At 31.4% G+C, this 20,025-nt stretch carries 21 protein-coding genes; 14 read left to right on the top strand and 7 right to left on the bottom strand.

Annotated elements, in window-relative coordinates:
• Window positions 1–27: 27 nt before the first annotated feature.
• The 3 genes from WG945_RS14185 to mraZ are packed head-to-tail and all read right to left on the bottom strand — an operon-like array spanning window position 28 to window position 1,709.
• Window positions 28–354, bottom strand: a complete 327-nt coding sequence (locus tag WG945_RS14185; protein WP_068449616.1) for an FtsL-like putative cell division protein — start codon at window positions 352–354, stop codon at window positions 28–30.
• 1 nt (window position 355) lies between these two features.
• Window positions 356–1,255: a 16S rRNA (cytosine(1402)-N(4))-methyltransferase RsmH gene (gene rsmH, locus WG945_RS14180; protein ID WP_068449615.1), complete on the bottom strand. Its 900-nt coding sequence runs from the start codon at window positions 1,253–1,255 to the stop codon at window positions 356–358.
• On the bottom strand, window positions 1,242–1,709 hold the full coding sequence (mraZ, locus tag WG945_RS14175) for a division/cell wall cluster transcriptional repressor MraZ (protein WP_068449614.1): 468 nt from the start codon (window positions 1,707–1,709) through the stop codon (window positions 1,242–1,244). Before mraZ ends, rsmH begins: the two co-directional genes overlap by 14 nt.
• A gap of 201 nt (window positions 1,710–1,910) precedes the next feature.
• Here mraZ and WG945_RS14170 point away from each other — a divergent pair, with 201 nt between their 5' ends.
• From WG945_RS14170 to WG945_RS14160, 3 genes are read left to right on the top strand one after another with little or no spacing between them, the layout of a single operon-like run.
• Window positions 1,911–2,675 (top strand): alpha/beta fold hydrolase, encoded by a 765-nt coding sequence (locus WG945_RS14170; RefSeq protein WP_068449613.1) that lies wholly within the window; start codon window positions 1,911–1,913, stop codon window positions 2,673–2,675.
• A 41-nt stretch (window positions 2,676–2,716) separates the two neighbouring features.
• The gene (gene yihA, locus WG945_RS14165; protein WP_068449612.1) at window positions 2,717–3,328 is read left to right on the top strand and encodes a ribosome biogenesis GTP-binding protein YihA/YsxC; all 612 of its coding nucleotides are present in this window, start codon (window positions 2,717–2,719) and stop codon (window positions 3,326–3,328) included.
• Window positions 3,329–3,334: 6 nt separating this feature from the next.
• Window positions 3,335–4,021, top strand: a complete 687-nt coding sequence (locus WG945_RS14160) for an RluA family pseudouridine synthase (RefSeq protein ID WP_068449611.1) — start codon at window positions 3,335–3,337, stop codon at window positions 4,019–4,021.
• 184 nt (window positions 4,022–4,205) lie between these two features.
• On the opposite strand, the gene WG945_RS14155 is transcribed toward WG945_RS14160, so the two are convergent.
• Window positions 4,206–6,590 (bottom strand): penicillin acylase family protein, encoded by a 2,385-nt coding sequence (locus WG945_RS14155; RefSeq protein WP_068449610.1) that lies wholly within the window; start codon window positions 6,588–6,590, stop codon window positions 4,206–4,208.
• Window positions 6,591–6,688: 98 nt separating this feature from the next.
• Between WG945_RS14155 and WG945_RS14150 the strand changes: the two genes are divergently transcribed.
• The 6 genes from WG945_RS14150 to WG945_RS14125 all read left to right on the top strand — a co-directional run bounded on the left by WG945_RS14150 (window position 6,689) and on the right by WG945_RS14125 (window position 13,738).
• On the top strand, window positions 6,689–7,837 hold the full coding sequence (locus WG945_RS14150) for a DegT/DnrJ/EryC1/StrS family aminotransferase (RefSeq protein WP_068449609.1): 1,149 nt from the start codon (window positions 6,689–6,691) through the stop codon (window positions 7,835–7,837).
• A gap of 105 nt (window positions 7,838–7,942) precedes the next feature.
• The gene (gene galE / locus WG945_RS14145) at window positions 7,943–8,953 is read left to right on the top strand and encodes a UDP-glucose 4-epimerase GalE (RefSeq protein ID WP_068449608.1); all 1,011 of its coding nucleotides are present in this window, start codon (window positions 7,943–7,945) and stop codon (window positions 8,951–8,953) included.
• 102 nt (window positions 8,954–9,055) lie between these two features.
• Window positions 9,056–10,003, top strand: a complete 948-nt coding sequence (locus WG945_RS14140) for a TIGR01212 family radical SAM protein (RefSeq protein WP_068449607.1) — start codon at window positions 9,056–9,058, stop codon at window positions 10,001–10,003.
• A 94-nt stretch (window positions 10,004–10,097) separates the two neighbouring features.
• A complete protein-coding gene (locus WG945_RS14135) occupies window positions 10,098–12,935 on the top strand; it encodes a M16 family metallopeptidase (RefSeq protein WP_068449606.1) in 2,838 nt (945 codons plus the stop codon).
• Window positions 12,936–13,194: 259 nt separating this feature from the next.
• Window positions 13,195–13,446, top strand: a complete 252-nt coding sequence (locus WG945_RS14130; RefSeq protein ID WP_068449605.1) for a type II toxin-antitoxin system ParD family antitoxin — start codon at window positions 13,195–13,197, stop codon at window positions 13,444–13,446.
• Window positions 13,439–13,738 (top strand): type II toxin-antitoxin system RelE/ParE family toxin, encoded by a 300-nt coding sequence (locus tag WG945_RS14125; protein WP_068449604.1) that lies wholly within the window; start codon window positions 13,439–13,441, stop codon window positions 13,736–13,738. Before WG945_RS14130 ends, WG945_RS14125 begins: the two co-directional genes overlap by 8 nt.
• 209 nt (window positions 13,739–13,947) lie before the next feature.
• On the opposite strand, the gene fabD is transcribed toward WG945_RS14125, so the two are convergent.
• Window positions 13,948–14,835, bottom strand: a complete 888-nt coding sequence (fabD, locus tag WG945_RS14120) for an ACP S-malonyltransferase (protein ID WP_068449603.1) — start codon at window positions 14,833–14,835, stop codon at window positions 13,948–13,950.
• 332 nt (window positions 14,836–15,167) lie between these two features.
• Between fabD and WG945_RS14115 the strand changes: the two genes are divergently transcribed.
• From WG945_RS14115 to WG945_RS14095, 5 genes are all read left to right on the top strand, one after another.
• On the top strand, window positions 15,168–15,878 hold the full coding sequence (locus WG945_RS14115) for a DUF547 domain-containing protein (protein WP_068449602.1): 711 nt from the start codon (window positions 15,168–15,170) through the stop codon (window positions 15,876–15,878).
• Between the two features lie 212 nt (window positions 15,879–16,090).
• Window positions 16,091–16,294: a hypothetical protein gene (locus WG945_RS14110; RefSeq protein ID WP_068449601.1), complete on the top strand. Its 204-nt coding sequence runs from the start codon at window positions 16,091–16,093 to the stop codon at window positions 16,292–16,294.
• 196 nt (window positions 16,295–16,490) lie between these two features.
• Window positions 16,491–16,979 (top strand): rhodanese-like domain-containing protein, encoded by a 489-nt coding sequence (locus WG945_RS14105; RefSeq protein ID WP_068449600.1) that lies wholly within the window; start codon window positions 16,491–16,493, stop codon window positions 16,977–16,979.
• Between the two features lie 143 nt (window positions 16,980–17,122).
• Window positions 17,123–17,725, top strand: a complete 603-nt coding sequence (locus WG945_RS14100) for a TIGR04282 family arsenosugar biosynthesis glycosyltransferase (RefSeq protein ID WP_068449627.1) — start codon at window positions 17,123–17,125, stop codon at window positions 17,723–17,725.
• Window positions 17,725–18,540 carry a purine-nucleoside phosphorylase gene (locus WG945_RS14095; protein WP_068449599.1) on the top strand — a complete coding sequence of 272 codons (816 nt, stop codon included), beginning with the start codon at window positions 17,725–17,727 and terminating at the stop codon, window positions 18,538–18,540. The genes WG945_RS14100 and WG945_RS14095 overlap by 1 nt, the downstream gene beginning before the upstream one ends.
• 101 nt (window positions 18,541–18,641) lie before the next feature.
• On the opposite strand, the gene WG945_RS14090 is transcribed toward WG945_RS14095, so the two are convergent.
• Together WG945_RS14090 and WG945_RS14085 are read right to left on the bottom strand one after the other, a co-directional pair.
• Complete coding sequence (locus WG945_RS14090; protein ID WP_068449598.1) at window positions 18,642–18,848, bottom strand: hypothetical protein; 207 nt, start codon at window positions 18,846–18,848, stop codon at window positions 18,642–18,644.
• A gap of 7 nt (window positions 18,849–18,855) precedes the next feature.
• Window positions 18,856–19,875, bottom strand: coding sequence for a glycoside hydrolase family 30 protein (locus WG945_RS14085; protein ID WP_068449597.1), 1,020 nt, complete (start codon window positions 19,873–19,875; stop codon window positions 18,856–18,858).
• Window positions 19,876–20,025 lie beyond the last annotated feature (150 nt).

Here is a 20,025-nt window from a genome sequence, read left to right as displayed (position 1 = left end):
TGCTTTTTTTCTGAGTTGCCAATTTTATTAATCTTTAATGGTTACTTTTATTTTCTTCGGTGGGGATTTTAAAGGTTCTAAACCTCTTGCCTTTGCTTTTTCTCTGATACTCGACTCCATTTTCATTCTCATTAAAATAGTACCAGTATCCACATACACTGCTCTTAACTCTCTTTTCTGTTTATTCAAAATTGATATCTGAATAACTTTTCGCTCTGCTTTATGTGCGCTTGTTATCATAATTAACAACAACATAACCACAAAAATGATGATTCGCCAATTATTAAAGGCAGCATCATCTGTAAGAAAACTTCCTCTCAGAAAATCGTAAAGTCCTTTTTTAACCTTAGACATCTTACTTTCTTAAAGTTGCTATCCTTAACTTAGCACTACGAGCCCTATTATTTAGTTTAATCTCTTGCGCCGTAGGCACAATCAACTTCCCTACTTTTTGCATTGGTTCATTACTTCTACCAAAAACATCTTTCTCTAACTCACCTTTAAACAAGCCAGTTCTTATAAACCTTTTCACCAACCTATCTTCTAAAGAATGATATGAGATTACACTTAATCGACCATCTTCTTTTAATAAATTAGGCATCTGCTCTAAAAACTCTTTTAAAACATCTAATTCCTCGTTCACTTCTATTCGAATCGCCTGAAAAATTTGGGCTATAATTTTATGTTCTTTTGCTTTTGGTAAATACTTTTGCAACACTTTTCTTAACTGAAAACTCGTATCTATTTTCTCTTCTTGCCTCTTCTCTACAATTGTTTTTGCTATATTTCTAGAGTTCCTCAACTCTCCATATAAAAACAATATTTCCGCCAATTTTTCCTCTGAATATGAATTGACAATTTCTTTAGCTGATGTTTTAGATTTCTGATTCATTCTCATATCTAAATCACCATCAAAGCGAGTAGAGAACCCTCTTTCCGCCTCATCAAACTGATGAGAAGAAACACCTAAATCCGCTAAAACACCATCTACTTTTCGCACACCATTAAACCTCAAAAACCTTGAGATATATCTAAAATTTTCAGGAATCAAAACAAAACGCTCATCATCAATTACATTTCCTAAAGCATCTGGATCTTGATCAAAACCAAACAATTTCCCATTTGCACCCAATCTTTTCAAAATTTCTCTTGAATGACCTCCGCCACCAAACGTAACATCTACATAAACACCGTCTTCTTTAATAGCTAACGCATCTACACTCTCTTGCAATAAAACTGGATTATGATAATTCATCTAATTCTGTATTTCCCATTACCTCTTCAGCCAAATCAGCAAAATCATCTGCTGCATCATCAATGGCTTTTTCATACTTCTCTTTATCCCAAATTTCAATGATATTCACTGAAGAAGACATTACTACTTGTTTTTTAATTCCTGCAAACTCAAACAAATCTTTTGGAATTAAAATTCTACCAGTAGCATCTAATTCTACCATCTTTACTCCTGCTGTAAATCTTCTAATAAAATCATTATTCTTTTTACTAAACCTGTTAAGTTTGTTGATTTTTTCCATCATCAAGTTCCATTCTTTCATCGGATACAACTCTAAACACGGTTGAAAAACAGCTCTTTTCACGACAAAACCATCTTGTAACACAGAATCTAGTTGCTTTTTAAAGGCTGATGAAAACATCAATCTCCCCTTAGCATCTGATTTACACTCATATGTACCAATTAGGTTTATCACACTTAAAACATATTAATTGAAGTCAAAAATATGTAAATTTTACCACTTTTTACCACTTTTTACCACATTGTTAATAAATAACGCTTTTATTAACAATTCATTGCAGGTAGAGTCTATTTTATTTTAAGAATAGTCCTTTACGAAAACGATATTTATTTCGTAAAAAAGAATTACATTTGCTTCTAAGCCAATTAATAATTAATGACTGATAAGTTAACAGAGGAAGGGAAATTTACGTATGCAGAAGCTGGAGAAGGACCTGCAATCATTATTTTACATGGATTAATGGGAGCTTTGAGTAATTTTGACTCAACTTTTGATCATTTTTCTAGCAACGGATACAAAGTTTTAATCCCAGAATTACCTTTATATTCTTTACCCCTTTTAAAAACAAATGTTAAAAATTTAGCAAAGTTTTTAAAGGAGTTTTTAGAACACAAACAGATAGATAACGCAATACTTTTAGGAAACTCTCTAGGAGGTCATATTGCCTTATATTTCACAAAACATTACCCAGAAAAAGTGAGTGCTCTTGTACTTACAGGTAGTTCTGGAATGTATGAAAAAGCAATGGGAGATAGTTTTCCTAAAAGAGGAAACTACGAATACATAGAACAAAAAGCCAGAGAAGTTTTTTACGACCCTGCAATTGCAACTAAGGAATTAGTAGATGATGTTTACAGTACTGTTAATGACAGAATGAAAGCTTTAAAAACGTTATCTATTGCCAAAAGTGCCATAAGACACAATATGGCGAATGATTTACCCGACATGAAACATCCAACATGTTTAATTTGGGGAAAACAAGACGGTGTTACACCACCTGAAGCAGCCGAAGACTTTCATAAACTTTTATCGAATTCAGAGTTATTTTGGATTGATAAATGTGGGCATGCAGCAATGATGGAAAAACCAGAAGAATTCAACAAAATTCTTCATTCATGGCTTACTTCTAAAAATATATAATTCTCGCTTAGAGAAATTTCAATAAAAAGAGACCTATTATAATGAAAATTAGATCTGCAGATTTTGTGATGAGCAATAGTAATGTTACTAATGCTCCAAAAGAAAGAATGCCCGAATATGCATTTATAGGACGTTCTAATGTTGGTAAATCTTCATTAATTAACATGTTAATGGAGCGCAAAGATTTAGCTAAAATTTCTGGGAAACCTGGTAAAACACAACTTATTAATCACTTTAAAATTAATGAGGAATGGTTTTTAGTAGATTTACCTGGTTATGGTTATGCTAAAGTATCTAAAAAGAAAAGAACCATTTTTCAGTTTTTTATAGAAAACTACTTTAAAGAAAGAGAACAACTAGTTTGTACTTTTGTTTTGATAGATTCTAGACACGATCCTCAAAAAATTGATTTAGAATTCATGAAGTTTTTGGGTGAAAATCAAATTCCATTTTGCATTGCTTTTACCAAAGCAGATAAATTAGGTAGCTCTAAACTAAACAAACAAATTACTTCTTACAAAAAGAAATTATTAAACACTTGGGAGACGCTTCCTAAATCTTTTATCACTTCTTCTTCTACAGGACTTGGAAGAGAAGAGTTTTTAGATTTTATTGATGGCGTGAATGAAGATGTTGCTAAAGATTTTAAATAATCAAGAATGCATTCTACTAAAGAAAATTTACAAATTTTATTTGAAGACAACCACATTATCATTGTTAATAAACGCGCAGGCGATATTACACAAGGTGATAAAACAGGAGACAAACCTTTAAGTGATGTTGTAAAAGAATACATTAAAGACAAATACAATAAACCCGGAAATGTATATTTAGGAGTTGTACATAGGTTAGACAGACCCACTTCTGGTATTATTATTTTTGCAAAAACATCTAAATCCCTAGAGCGTCTTAATAAGATGCTAAGAGAGAAAACTATCAATAAAACGTATTGGGCAGTTGTAAAAAACCATCCAAAGAAAGAAAAAGATACCTTAATTAATTTCTTAAAAAAGAATCCGAAGAACAATAAATCTACTGCATACGCTAAAGAAATTGACGGAAGTAAAAAAGCGATTCTTCATTATACTGTTATCAAAAAATTAGACAATTACTCCTTAATAGAAGTTGATTTAGAAACCGGTAGACACCACCAAATTAGATCACAACTTTCTAACATTGGTTCCCCTATAAAAGGCGATTTAAAATACGGATTTGACAGAAGTAACAAAGACGGAAGTATTCACCTACATGCGCGCAAAATTCAATTTACACACCCTGTAACCAAAGAGCAAGTTACCATTACAGCACCTACACCAAAAGAGGTTATTTGGAACGCTTGTTTGTAATTTTTATTTCTTAAAATACCTCTAGATGTTATTTTCAACTCCAATTGTCATTTCGACGCTAGGAGAAATCTCATAGCAGTGATAGCACTTACCTAACTTTATGTGATTTCTCCCAAAAGGCAGAAATGACAAAATACTATATCTTCTCTTCCTTTATTTTTTTGAACACCAATAATAATTCTTGCTATTCCATCGGCTTAAAAATCAATACATTCTCACTTTGTTCAATTTCAGTTTGATTTAGTTTCATTTTTACAAATTCCCCTTGCAAATATTTTTTTGTTTGATTTTTATAAAACTTACTAAATACATTACCAGATTGCCCTGTAGGTATAACTGCTAAGCTATTTTCTACATCAGAAAAATCGATAACTCTTCGTGTAGAGGGACCTGCAGTTACCTTATAATACCCCGTACTATCTAATTTAAAAATCTGATTATTTATAACCTCATTCCCACCAATCGTTTCATAAGGACCTAAGTTAAAGAGTTTACGCAACAATCCTCCCGCTTTTCCTATAGCATGTTCATATTCCACAGAAAAAACCCTATTCCAAGTCCAGCTATCAACATTTTCACCCAACTGATTTTGCAAAAATGAAAAAGACTTTTTAAATGATTCTTGAACGATATTGTTTCTCGTTTCAATTTTATTTTTAGTAGCAACATTATCCCACCAAACAGAACTCTTTCTTTCTATCTGATTCAACAACACCTCATCTTGTAATTGAGAATTGATAAACAAGTCGAAACTATCACCCAATTCATCTTTATAAGTAGCACTTAAAAACTCATATAAAAAACGATTGTAAATCGTAGGACCAACTGCCGTTTTTAAATAATCGCCATCCCAATTTTGAAGTATAGAAAACGCTTTTCTTTCAGACGCAGACAATCCTGATTTATCTACACTTTTCAACAAACTATTAATAATTTCTGCCACCGTAGATGATTTTACATCGTAGGTCATATTAGCAACATCTTCTTTTGTAAAATCATTCTTTTTATCTAATAACTCTACAATTCTTTTAGCCCTGTCTTGTGGTTGGTAATATCCTGGATACAACTTACCTCTTACAGAATCTACTTGATTATTGGCAGAATACACATAATTCCAACTTGGGTTTATAGCTTTCGGGTTTTCTTCGAAAGGTAAAAACTCTAAAATTTCATCATTACCAGAAGCTCCATTTAAATAGGTTTTAGAAGACAAGCTATCTCTTAATTGATACAATTTTGCAGAAGAAAACCAAGCAATATTGTCTTTTGCGTCACCATACATTACATTTAAACCTGGCGCATGAATTCTAGCAACTCCACTTTTAAAATCGGACATAGAATGCGCATGAGAAATTTTATAAGACACCTCTAACATTTCATTAGGCAATTGCGTGTAAACCCAATTCATTGCAATAGGCCTATCATCTATAATATGTGTTATTAAATCATTCATTATAGGTCCATGCTTGCTTACTTTTACCTTAAAAGTAGTGTCAATTTCATTTTTTATACGAATTGTTTTATCCCTCAATTCATACTTTTTATAACCATCTACCGTTTTATATTCTGCTGCATCCGCAGGATTATTTTCTTCTACATAAAAGTTTAAATCATCATTTGCCAACATGGTTAAACCATAAGCATATTCTCTATTGTGCCCTAACAATGGAAACGGCATTAAAGCAATATTGAATCCATAAATTTCAAAATCGGGAGTTTTTATATGGTTTTGATACCAAACTGAAGGTTGCGAAAAAGCTATGTGCGGATCGTTCTCAAAAATCACTTTTCCGTTCTTTGTTTTTTCTGGTCCTAGAATCCAAGAATTACTCCCAATAAAAGGAGAAACAGGTAAATCATCCATAATAGAAGCTACCGTTTTAGAAAATGTTGCTTCTATTTTAGTTGGAATACTCGTTCTATTAATTGTCAAATATTCATTATTAGAATTCAACAATTCATTTAAATACGAATCCCCTAGCTTTTCTTTAATTTCTGTTAATAAAGGATCTGTTTTATGAGCAACAGCAAAACTAAAAGACATATAACCAAAAACATTATAAATATCTTTAATGGTATATTTTTCTTTCTCTACTCCTACCAACGTAAATTCTAAAGGTGTTTTCCCTTCTTCTATATACTGATTGACTCCTTCTAAATATGACTGAGTTAAAATATAAGATTGAGTTGTTTTGTCTAAACCTGCAATGGTTTTCTCTGCCGCTTCTTCTATCCCTAACCCTCCAAAAAACTGATCTACCCTAACCAAGTCTTTTCCAAAAATTTCAGACAGTCTTCCGGCCGCAATTCTTCGCATCAATTCCATTTGCCATAACCTTTCTTGAGCATGTACATACCCCAAAGCAACATAAGCATCTTTTTGATTTTGAGCATTGATATGAGGCACACCAATATCATCAAAATATACGGTTACTTTATCAGAAATATTTTTCAATTCTAGCTCTCCAGAATATTTTGGATAATATGTTTTTGAATACATCCAGACAGAAACAACTAGCAACACGACAAGAATTAACAGAATTTTAAAAAAACGTCCTAAAAACTTCATAAAATTGATTTTTTTCAAAGATAACAGAATTATTATTTACGGATAACTACAAAGAAAATGAAAGTAAGTTCGTATTTTTGATGAGCAAAATTTTTTATATGAAAAAAATTCAAATGGTTGACCTACAAGGTCAATATCAACAAATAAAAGAAGCTGTAAATTCTTCTATAGAAGAGGTTTTAAATACTTCAGCATACATAAATGGACCTTTAGTTCATGAATTTCAAGCAGATTTAGAGAAATATCTAGATGTAAAGCACGTAATTCCTTGTGCAAACGGAACCGATGCATTGCAAATAGCAATGATGGGACTAGGTTTAGAGCAAGGTGATGAAGTGATTACTGCCGATTTTACTTTTGCTGCAACCGTAGAAGTAATTGCATTATTAAAACTAACACCTGTTTTAGTAGATGTTGATGCAGAAACATACAACATAGATATTGAAGCTTTAAAAAGAGCGATCACTCCAAAAACAAAAGCCATTGTACCTGTTCATTTATTTGGACAAGTGGCAAATATGGATGCTGTAATGGAAATTGCAAAAGAGCACAATCTTTTTGTAATTGAAGACAATGCGCAAGCAATTGGAGCAGATTATACTTTTAAAGACGGAACAAAAAAGAAAGCAGGTACTATTGGAAACGTTGGTACAACTTCTTTCTTCCCTTCTAAAAACTTAGGTTGTTACGGAGATGGTGGAGCTATTTTTACAAATGATGACGAATTAGCACATACCATTCGCGGAATTGTAAATCACGGAATGTATACACGTTACTATCATGATGTAGTAGGTGTAAACTCTCGTTTAGATTCTATACAAGCCGGAGTTTTAAAAGCTAAATTACCTTTACTAGATACCTATTGTGAAGCAAGAAGAAACGCGGCTCGTTTTTACAACGAAGCACTTTCTGTTTCAGAACATATTATTACACCAACAACAAGTGCCTGTGGCGAAATCTGTGATACTTGTGATTGCCACGTATTTCATCAATATACGTTGCAAATTACAAATGGTAAAAGAGATGCATTACACAAACATTTGTTAGACAACGGAATTCCGAATGCGATATACTATCCAGTAGCTTTGCATTCTCAAAAAGCGTATGCTGATACTCGTTACAACGAAAGTGATTTCCCTGTAACCAATGAGTTGATAAAGACCGTAATTTCTTTACCAATGCACACAGAGCTAGACAAAGAACAATTAGAGTTTATTACAAAGACTATTTTAGATTTTGTAGACTAAAAAGGATAGCATTGTTATTTAGAGGAAAAACAACATTGCTATCTTATAATAACCAAACATATTACTGCATTGTAATTCCTCTTAATGATGCATAAATAAAACAGAATGAAAAGAATATTAATTACAGGAGGATTAGGATTTATTGGTTCTCACACCGTTGTAGAATTACAAAACGAAGGTTTTGAAGTAGTAATTATCGATGATTTATCGAACACATCTATCGGTGTACTAGATAACATTACATCTATAACAGGTATTAAGCCAGATTTTCATCAAATCGATTTAAGAATTAAAAGTGATGTAAAAAACTTTTTCGAAAACAATAAAGTAGACGGTATTATTCACTTTGCTGCCTTTAAAGCAGTTGGAGAAAGTATGCACAAACCTTTAGATTACTACGAAAACAACTTAGGTTCTTTAGTATATTTATTACAAGAAATGAGAGACAGAAAGTTAGACAACTTTATTTTCTCCTCTTCTTGTACTGTTTACGGTCAAGCAGATGAGTTGCCTATTACAGAAAATGCACCTGTAAAAGCAGCAGAATCTACTTACGGAAACACAAAACAAATTGGTGAAGAAATTTTAAGAGACGCTAGTAGAGCACATGATTTAAATATTATTGCCTTAAGATATTTTAACCCGATTGGCGCACACCCATCAATTAAAATTGGAGAATTACCTTTAGGAGTACCTCAAAACTTGATTCCTTATATTACACAAACAGCTGCAGGTATGCGTGCAGAATTATCTGTTTTTGGTGATGATTATGATACTGTAGATGGTACTGCGGTTCGTGATTATATTCACGTAGTAGATTTAGCAAAAGCACATATTGCTGCTTTACAACGTCTAATCAAAAAGAATAACAAAAAAGCATTTGAATATTTTAATGTAGGTACAGGAAAAGGAAGTTCTGTTTTAGAAGTAATTAAAGCTTTTGAAAAAGCTTCTGGAAAACCATTAAATTATAAAATTGTTCCAAGAAGAGAAGGTGATATTACTGCTGCTTATGCAGATACTACTATTGCTAACAAAGAATTAAACTGGAAAACAGAACAAACTCTAGAAGAAGCATTAGCCTCTTCATGGAAATGGCAACTAGCTCAAAAATAAATTCAAAATTAAAAAACTCCAATTATTAAAATTGGAGTTTTTTTTTAGCATACTTTCTTTCAATAACCTTATTATTTATATTATTTCTTAAAGATATTTTTTATGAAATTTTCAGGAAAACGCTATTTAGATTATTCATCATTTATTAAATTAACTTTCGGCGAAAGAGTTCAAAAAATATCTTTAGACATTGGGTTTTCTTGCCCAAACAGAGACGGCTCTAAAGGCTACGGAGGTTGTACCTATTGCAACAACAATACATTTAATCCAGATTATTGCCAACCAACAAAAGGCATAAAACAACAGTTAGAAGAAGGTATTTCTAGATTTGCTACCAAATACAAAACACAACAATACTTAGCGTATTTTCAAGCATACACAAATACCTATTCAGATTTTGAATCATTAAAAAAAATGTATGACGAGGCTTTAAGCGTGCCAAATGTAATTGGTTTGGTTATTGGCACAAGACCAGATTGTATTTCTGATGAAGTTATCGATTACCTATCTTTTCTATCAAAAAAGCATTTTATTTCTTTAGAGTTTGGTGTGGAAAGCACTTTAAATAAAACATTAAAAAAAGTAAACAGATGTCATACTTATAATGACACTATTGCTACTTTTAACAAATGTAAAAACAGAGGTTTTCATTTAGGCGCCCATTTAATTATGGGGTTACCTGGAGAAACTAAAGAAGACTTATTAAACCACGCTATTGAAATTTCTAAACTACCTATTAACACCTTAAAATTACACCATTTACAAATTGTAAAAAAATCGATTATGGCCTCTCAATACAAACGAAACCCAGAAGATTTTCAGCTTTTTACTCAAGAGAGCTATATTCGATTTATAACCGAATTCGTTGCATTATTAAGACCAGATATTGTGATAGAACGCTTTATCAGTCAAGCTCCTGTAGATTTATTAATAGCACCAAAATGGAACGGATTAAAAAACTTTGAAATGGTTGCTAAAATTGATAAAAAAATGGAAGATATAAAGACTTGGCAGGGAAAAAAGTACACAAAGTGCCATATAGCATCTTAATCTATTTCTTTTAGAAACTTATTTAATTTAACAATTCTAAAGTTTTCTCATCAATTAATTTTAGTATTTTCCAATCTTTAAAAAATCAACCCAAATGAAAAAAATATTACTTGCTTTTTTAGTTACAACAACCTTTTTAAGTTGTAAAGAAACTCCTAAAGAGAAAACACCCGAATTAAGTATTAACTACCAAAAAATTGAACTAGACAATGGTTTAGATGTTGTTTTTCACGTAGACAAGTCAGACCCTGTTGTCGCAGTAGAATTAATGGTTCATGTAGGTTCTGCAAGAGAAGTAGAAGGTAGAACCGGCTTTGCCCATTTATTTGAACACTTGTTATTCTTAGAATCAGAAAATTTAGGAAAAGGTGGTTTAGATAAAATGAGTGCAAGAATTGGTGGTTCTGGTGCAAACGGATCTACTTCTAGAGATAGAACAAATTATTTACAAACCGTACCAAAAGATGGTTTAGAAAAAATGATTTGGGCAGAAGCAGATAAGTTAGGTTGGTTTATAAACACCGTTACAGATCCTGTTTTAGCAAAAGAAAAACAAGTTGTTAAAAATGAAAAAAGACAGAGTATAGATAACAGACCTTACGGACATAATCAATATGTAATTGGTAAAAATCTATATCCAAGTAACCACCCATATAATTGGCAAGTAATTGGCTCTCTAGAAGATTTACAAAACGCTACTTTAAACGATGTAAAGACATTTTTTAAAAAATGGTACGTACCCAACAATGCAACTTTAGTATTGTCCGGTGATTTAGATATTGAACAAGCTACAAAATGGGTTCATAAATATTTTGATGAAATTCCTAAGGGAACAGAAGAAATTCCTGCATTAGAAAAAAGACCTGGAAAAGTAGATGAAATTAAGTCTTTATATTATGAAGATAATTTTGCTAGAGTTCCGCAATTAACAATGGTTTGGCCAACAGTAGAGCAATACCATACAGATTCTTATGCTTTAGAAGTCTTAACTCAGTATTTAACTGATGGAAAATCGGCTCCTTTAAATCAGGTTTTGGTTGATGAATTAAAATTAACATCAAACACAACTATGTATAATTATTTTTCTGAAGTTGCAGGAGAAACTCAACTTATCGTTAGAGCTTTTAATGACACCAAATTAGACGCAGTAAAAGATGGAATTGTAAAAGCATTTGCAAAATTTGAAGCAGAAGGAATTTCAGAAAAAGACTTAAACAAGATTAAAGCAGGACAAGAAACTAGTTTTTACAGCAGTTTATCGAGTGTTTTAGGTAAAGGAACAAATTTAGCTTCTTACAACACCTATACAGGAAACCCTGGTTTTGTAACTGAAGACATTAAAAATACCCTTGCGGTAACCACAGAAGATGTGCTACGTGTTTATAACAAATACATTAAAAACAAAAATTATGTTGCTACTAGTTTTATTCCTAAAAATGCAATTGATTTAGCTTTAACAGGTGCTGTTTTAGCAGATGTGGTTGAAGAACAAATTGTAACAGGAGCCGAAGAAAAATTCGATCCTAAAATTGCTGCTACTTACGAGAAAACACCTTCTACTTTTGATAGAAGTGTAGAACCTCCTTACGGAGAAACACCTTCTTTAGCAGTACCTGAAGTATATAAAAGTAGCTTAGACAATGGTCTAAAAATATTTGGAATACAGAATGAAGAAGTTCCTTTAGTACGTTTTAATATTACTATTGATGGCGGACAATTATTAGAGTCTATGGATAAATTAGGTGTCGCTAATTTAACTGCAGACTTATTAAATAAAGGAACCAAAAATAAAACGGTAAAAGAATTAGAAGAAGCAATACAAGAACTAGGAGCTTCTATTTACGTGTATTCAAACGTAGAAAACATTACTTTAAGCGGAACAACTTTAGCCAAAAACTATGATAAAACATTGGCATTAACACAAGAAATTTTGTTAGAACCAAGGTTCGATGAAAAAGAATTCGATTTACTAAAAAAAGCAACAATTGCTAATTTACGTCAGCAAGAAGCAAGTCCTAATTCTGTAGCAAGAAATGCTTACAATGAATTAATTTACGGAAAAGACAACATTCGTTCTAAAAACATCTTAGGTAGTATAACATCCGTAGAAAAAATAACAATTGACGATTTAAAAGCATATTACAACAACAACATTTCTCCATCTGTAGCAAAAATGTTAATTGTTGGCGATATTTCTAAAGAAAAAGTAGTGGCTTCTCTAGCTACTTTAAATACTAATTGGCCTGCAAAAGAAGTTACAATTCCAGTATATAAAACTCCAGATACACCAACTAAGCCTGCTGTTTATTTTTACGATATACCAAACGCAAAACAATCTGTTTTACAATTTGGCGCACCAGCTTTAGCTGCAACAGATAAAGATTTTTATGCTGCTTCTGTTATGAACTATATTCTTGGTGGTGGTGGTTTTGCTTCTCGTTTAACACAAGAATTAAGAGAAGGAAAGGGATATACCTACGGAATTCGTTCTGGTTTTTCTGGAACAAAAGCAAAAGGAACTTTTACTATTTCTAGCGGAGTTAGATCTAACGTAACCTTAGAATCTGCACAAGCTGTTAAGAAAATATTAGAAGAATACCCAACTACTTTTTCTGATAAAGATTTAGAAACTACCAAAAGTTTCTTAATTAAAAGTAACGCAAGAGCTTTTGAAACTTCTAGAGCAAAACTAAATATGTTATCTAATATTAGTGATTATAACTGGAATGCAGATTATGTAAAAGACCAAGAAAACACGGTTAACAACATGACCAAAGAGCAAATTACGGCATTAGCAAACAAATACGTTAATCCTAATAAAATGATTTGGTTAGTTGTTGGTGATGCAGAAACGCAATTGGGTAGAATGAAAGAATTAGGTTATGGAGAACCTATTTTATTAAATAAAACACAAGAAAAAATCAAGAATTAAATCTTAAATACTTTCATTTAAAAAGTCCAAATTTCAAGTTAGAAATTGGGACTTTTTTTTATATTTTTTATACAATACTTAACTTAAAAAAATACATTAAAAACTAATTTAGTTTGTTTCTATCCTTGTAAAAAGCTAACTTCATTAACTTCTGATATAAAACATTGAAACGATTTCATATCATTAGAGTTCTACGCAATTTGAGAAAAATTTTGCAATCATACCAATTTTTGGTATATTTGATGTAAATAGTATCAAAATGAACAAAAACACATCAATATCACTCGGAAATTATTTTGACCAATTCGTGCAAAGTAGTATTAGTGAGGGAAGATTTAAAAACGTTAGCGAAGTAATACGAGCAGGATTAAGACTTTTAGAAGAAGAAGAAAGTAAAGTAATTGCATTGAAAAAAGCAATTCAAGAAGGAATAGACAGCGGAATAGCGCACGATTTTGACCCGAAAAAGCATCTTGAATCTCTAAAGGCGAAAAAGCACTCGAATGGCTGAATATAAACTAACGAACAAAGCTGTTACGGATTTATCAAAAATTTGGGAATATACATTTGAGGTTTGGTCGGAAAAACAAGCCGATAAATATTACGATGGACTAATCTCAAATTGTGAGGAAATTGCTGAAAATCCAGATTTAGGAAAGAATTATGAAGGAATTTCAAAGCAACTTTTAGGAATAAAATCAAATCGACATATAATATTCTATAGAACTTTAAACGAAAATTATGTTGAGATTACGAGAATATTACACGAAAGAATGGATTTGAAAAAAAGAATAGCTGAATAAAAACTGCGTAGAACACCGTGTATAATTAATGGCTAGTTCTCGCCTACTTACGAAAATCCTCTCGGATTTTCTATTCGGTTTTTATTTACTAAATTAGGTGCTTAAACACGCCACTAATCATACACAAAACCGTTAACGAAACCAAAAAAAAAACCAAAAAACGAACTCTCACAAGTTCGTTTTTTTCTATAAGAGTACTTTACTAAAATCTATTCTACTAACGCAGCACCACTAGCAGCAACAGATCTATCAATTTTACGCATTAAACCCTGTAATACTTTACCTGGTCCAACTTCTATAAATTCTGTACCACCATCTGCAATCATTGCTTGTACACATTGCGTCCATTTTACAGGTGCCGTTAATTGAGCAATTAAATTTTCTTTTATTTCATCTGGACTTGTAACTGCTTTTGCAACTACATTCTGATAAATAGCACAAGTAGGCTTGCTAAATTCAGTTGCCTCAATTGCAGCAGCTAATTCAGCTCTTGCAGGCTCCATCATTGGCGAGTGAAACGCACCACCAACAGGTAATAACAAGGCTCTTCTTGCTCCTTTTTCAGTTAAAACTTCACATGCTTTTTCAACAGCAGCAATTTCACCAGAAATAACTAATTGTCCAGGACAATTGTAATTTGCAGCAACCACTACTCCATCAATTTCTGCACAGGTTTCTTCCACAATATTATCTGCCAATCCTAAAACAGCAGCCATTGTAGAAGGTGCAGCTTCACACGCTTTTTGCATTGCCAAAGCACGTTTAGAAACTAATTTTAAACCATCTTCAAAAGTTAAAACTCCGTTTGCAACCAAAGCAGATAATTCTCCTAAAGAGTGTCCTGCAACCATTTCTGGTTGAAAAGAATCTCCTAAAACTTTCGCTAAAATTACAGAATGTAAAAAGATTGCTGGCTGCGTAACTTTCGTTTCTTTTAATTGCTCAGCAGTTCCTTCAAACATAATATCTGTAATCGAGAATCCTAAAATTTTGTTTGCTTTTTCAAAGTATTCTTGCGCTAATGCAGACTTTTCGTATAAATCCAATCCCATTCCTGTAAATTGCGCTCCTTGACCCGGAAAAATATATGCTTTCATAAAATATGTATTTTTGTAACTATTTATTCTTTTAATTAGTGGCAAAAATAATCATTTTTATTGGAAGCTAATCCCGCTTGTAGTTTATCTTGAGCGAAGTCGAAAGGCACTCGCTTTTTTGTAAAAACAAAAAGAGCTCAAACAGTCGCTTCAATCGGGGCCAAACTTGTTAAGAAACTTCCTTTAAAACTAAAAAATAACAGCACAACTTACTAACTTACCCCTTTTTAAAGCAACAAAAAAACTGACTTAACTTTAATTTAACTAATTTCGAAGTCTTTTTTGTAATCAACTTAAAAAGGTTTCGTCTATATCTATAGAAATTACATACAATGAAAAAAATACTTTTAACATTAGTGGCTATTTTTACTTTATCACAAGTAAATGCACAAACTTCAATTTTTAACAGCTTATTACAAAAACACGTTACTAAAAGCGGCGTTGTAGATTATAAATCATTAAAAAATGATGAAGCTAAATTAGACAGTTACCTTTCTTATTTAGAAAAAATAACACCAGCAAGTTCTTGGTCAGAAAACAAACAAAGAGCATTTTGGATAAATGCTTACAACGCATATACTATCAAAATTATTTTAGAAAATTATCCTCTAAAAAGCATTACAGATATCAAACAAGATGGAAAAACTGCTTGGAAAATCCCTTTTGCAAAAGTGGGTGGAAAAACATATACTTTAGATGATATTGAACATACTATTTTACGTAAAAACTTATTTGATTCGAGAGTTCATGTGGGTGTAAATTGTGCTTCTGGTTCTTGTCCTAAATTAGGTAATGTAGCTTTTACAGAACAAAATGTAGATGCAACTTTAGAAAAACTAATGAAGGAGTTTATAAATGATACAACTAGAAATAAAATTTCGGCTAATAAAGTTCAAATTTCTTCAATTTTCGATTGGTTTAAAGTAGATTTCACTAAAAAAGGTTCGGTTATAGAATATTTAAACAAATATTCTACAACTAAAATTAGCCCTAAAGCAAAAGTTAGTTACCTAAAATATGATTGGACTTTAAACGAAAAATAGTGTTTTTATTTTTTAATAAAAATAAATTAAAGTCTAAAAACTTATATGAAGCAGCCGATTTAAGAGAATTCGGTAAAATTACAGAATAGCAAAAGAGCTTGGAAACAAGCTCTTTTATTATTTCGGAAAGTTTTAAATACGCTAAACAACAAGTAACTGTGGTGTATATTTCTTATTTTAATGAATCAATATTTATTTAGAAGTCTATAGATTTGGTAATAAAACAACCTAATTTTAAAGCTATAAATAGCAATGTAATTGTTGTAGGTTATTGCGGATTGCCTTTTTATCAACCAGAAAAAGAACAACTTTGGTTAAATCCTGAAATAATAGCTATTCCAGCAAATAAAGGAACTCCACTTGTTTGGCATGCTATTTTAGATGATTCGAAAGAAAACTTTAACTTTACACGTTAGATTACAATTATAAATTAACTAGTAAATTAATGCAAAACGGTATACTACCCAAAGAATATTTTAGAACTATTATTACAGAATTTTTACCACCTTTAGAAAGTGATTTACAAGGATTCGGAATTCAATTATAAAAGTTAAATATTAATTTAAAGTGTTTGATCTAATTTTGTGAAAATTTTAAAAAAAATCAACTTAAATGAAGAAAATATGCATCCTTTTTTTACTGATATCTTCTACCGTTTCTGCACAAAAGAAACTAGATAAATTACTGAATAAATTCAACAAGAATAATGTTCCATACATTTCTGTAGATACTTTAACGACAACAAAAGCTATTTTATTGGATGCTAGAGAAGAACAAGAATATAACGTTAGTCATTTAGAAAACGCAATTCTTGTTGGTTTTGATGATTTTAATATTAATGAAACTTTAGAGAAATTACCAACGGATAAAAATGCTAAAATTGTAGTGTATTGCTCTCTTGGAATTCGTTCTGAAATTGTTGCTAACAAATTGATTAAAAATGGTTACACCAATGTTTTTAATCTATACGGTGGAATTTTCGAGTGGAAAAACAACAATTTTAAAGTAATGGATACCTTAGGTAATACGACAGAAAAAGTCCACGCTTTTAATAAAGAATGGGGCAAATGGCTTACAAAAGGGGAAAAAGTTTATCAATAAAATTAGTTTGCAGTTAGCAGTAGCGGTTTTCAAAACCAACTCAATTAAAAAGCACAAATATCATTTCAACGATAGAAGAAATCTATTTTCAATCCAAAGATTCCTCAATCGTTCCTCATTTCGGAATGACAAAATTTAAAAAAATGAATAAAAACCTATTATTAATCTTTACTAGAAATCCTGAATTAGGAAAAGCAAAAACACGTTTGGCAAAAACTGTTGGAGATGAAACTGCTCTAGAAATTTATAAATTCTTACTAGAAAGAACCAAAAATATTGCATCAGAAGTTACATCTGATAAAGCGGTTTATTATTCCGTCAAAATTAGAGAGAACGACATTTGGAACGAAAACGTTTTTCAAAAACACCAACAAGTTGGAGAAGATTTAGGTATTAGAATGTTAAATGCGTTTAAAAATGGATTTGATGCTGGTTATGAAAAAGTAATGATCATTGGTAGTGATTTATACGATTTATCATCAGAAAACATAGAAAAAGCATTTACAGCATTAGATAAAAATGATGTTGTAATTGGACCTGCAATAGATGGTGGTTATTATCTTTTAGGCATGAATTCTTTCCAAGAAAATATCTTCAAAAACAAAGACTGGGGAACGGATTCAGTTAGAAAAGATACTTTGGCTGATTTAGAAGATAAAAAAGTATTTTTGTTAACAGAATTAAATGATGTAGATGTGTTTGAAGATATTGGGCATCATCCTGCATTTCAACAATTTTTAAGATAATGAAGCAACAACAATTACAAGAAACCATCGATTTTTTAAAATCAAACGGAATTACAAATCCAGAAATAGGAATTGTTTTAGGTACAGGATTAGGAAAATTAGTTGATGAAATTTCAATTGAAAAAGAAATTTCGTATTCAGATATTCCCAATTTCCCTGTGGCAACGGTAGAGTTTCATTCTGGTAAATTAATTTACGGAGAATTATTAGGAAAAAAGGTGGTTGTAATGGCAGGCCGTTTTCATTTATACGAAGGCTACAATGCTTGGGAAGTTACTTACGGAATTAGAACCATGCACGGTTTAGGTATTAAAAACTTATTAGTTTCTAATGCAGCAGGAGCAATTAACCTTACTTATAAAAAAGGAGATTTAATGCTGATAAACGATCATATTAATTTACAAGGAAGTTCTCCTTTAGCTTTTAAAGGCGCTAATAATTTTGGTAATATTTTTGCAGATATGTTAGAACCCTATTCTAAAGAAATGAACTCTAAAATTAGTGCAATTGCCAAAGAACAAAATATTTTATTACACGAAGGTGTTTACACTAGTGTTTTAGGACCTCAACTAGAAACGAGAGCAGAATATAGAATGTTACAAATTTTAGAAACTGATGCTGTAGGCATGAGTACTGTACCAGAAGTTATTGTTGCCAAACAATTAAACTTACCTTGCGCTGCTATTTCTGTGTTAACGGATGAATGTGATCCAAAAAACTTACAACCTGTAGATATTTCAGAAATTATTGCCGTTGCTGGTAAAGCAGAGCCTAAAATGATTGCATTATTTAAAGAGGTAATAAAAGTGTTATAAATAAACACTTAGACATTATAAAAAAACTCCTAATTCTATTTTAACAATAGAATTAGGAGTTTTTTTGTGATTCACTTTTATCTAACCACCACTTTATACTATTATAGCTTCTTGCTCACATAGCTAATTACAGCAACTGAATTTGCAGGAATAGTAGCAATAGCAACCGTTTCTCCTTTTTCTACACATTGATAATTCTTTGCAACATCCGTTTTGTTCTGAACAAATAAAAACACGGTATTGTCTTTCTTTAGAGAAATAATTGTTCCTTTAGAAAAAGAAGCAATCCTTTTTGCTCCTGGTTGCATATATTTACTAAGCAACCTCTCCTAATCTTTTAAAAGCTTGTTCTACTGTATTTTTTCCATTGTAACAAACGCCTTCGGTATGCATTGTTGGCTTATTATTCACCAACAAATTCATATCACTTATAAATTTTGTGTTGGTATACTGTATGCCAATACCATCTACAGCGTTAAGGAACGCATCTTTGTTTGCAAACTCTAAGGCATCTAAAGCTCCATAAGTACGGAAAGTACCTGCCCAAATTTCAGTTTTAATGTTTTTATCATCAAACTCTGGACGCAAGTAAGAAGCTACAAATTTATACATCTGTTCTGGATGCATTACACAAGAAGGATACTTGGTACTGATATCTGTTTCATTCTGAATTAAAATTTTATGTACATCAATTCCTTCTTTTTTATAAGCCGATACATATTTAGAAAAATAAGAGGCATACGCTTTGTAAATTTCAGGATCATCTTTTAACTTGTTTTCTGCTGCATTTTCTTTTCCTTGATCCATCAGTCCAGAATATTTCATCCACCCTGGAGGACTCCAAGGAGAAGCAAATAATTTTAAATTCGGATTGTACTTTTGAGCCAGTTTAATATATGGAATCACACTTTTTTCTTCTCTTTTGATAGAAAAATGTTCCATTGCATAATCATTAGGTACCTCAGCATAACTATAGGCATTTGTACCAAAATCACTAGCACCAATGGCAGTTCTACAAAATGAAAACTGAGCTTGGTCTTTACTAAAAAGGTTACTCATAACGTTTTCTCTACTTTCTTCCGGTAATGACATTAATGCTAGTCCACCAATTTCATTAAACGCACCACCAATACCTGTAATTTCTTGAAATTCTATATCTGGATAAACTGCTATTTTTTCTCCAAGTGTTTGTTTCTTTTCACCTTTGTATTCCTTTATTGGAAGTGCAGGTATTTTTACATCTTTTTTTAATGATACATAATAAACTTTTGTTTGAGAGTTTGCAGATAGCCCAATTAATAAAAGGCTAAATATGTTTAAAATTATATTCTTCATACACTTTTACTTTTTTTTAAACGTTCTTTATTGGTTACAGACAATAAATTTTGGAGCTATGATGATAATTATTTTGCTTTAGAATTTACTTTATTTTCAGTCCTTATTGTTTTATTTTAGCAATACCAATACCCCTTTTTAAATATTCTT

This window comes from Polaribacter atrinae (assembly GCF_038023995.1).
Classification (GTDB): domain Bacteria; phylum Bacteroidota; class Bacteroidia; order Flavobacteriales; family Flavobacteriaceae; genus Polaribacter; species Polaribacter atrinae.
Note: the sequence above shows the minus strand (reverse complement) of the source record. Positions and strands in the feature narration are given on the sequence as shown.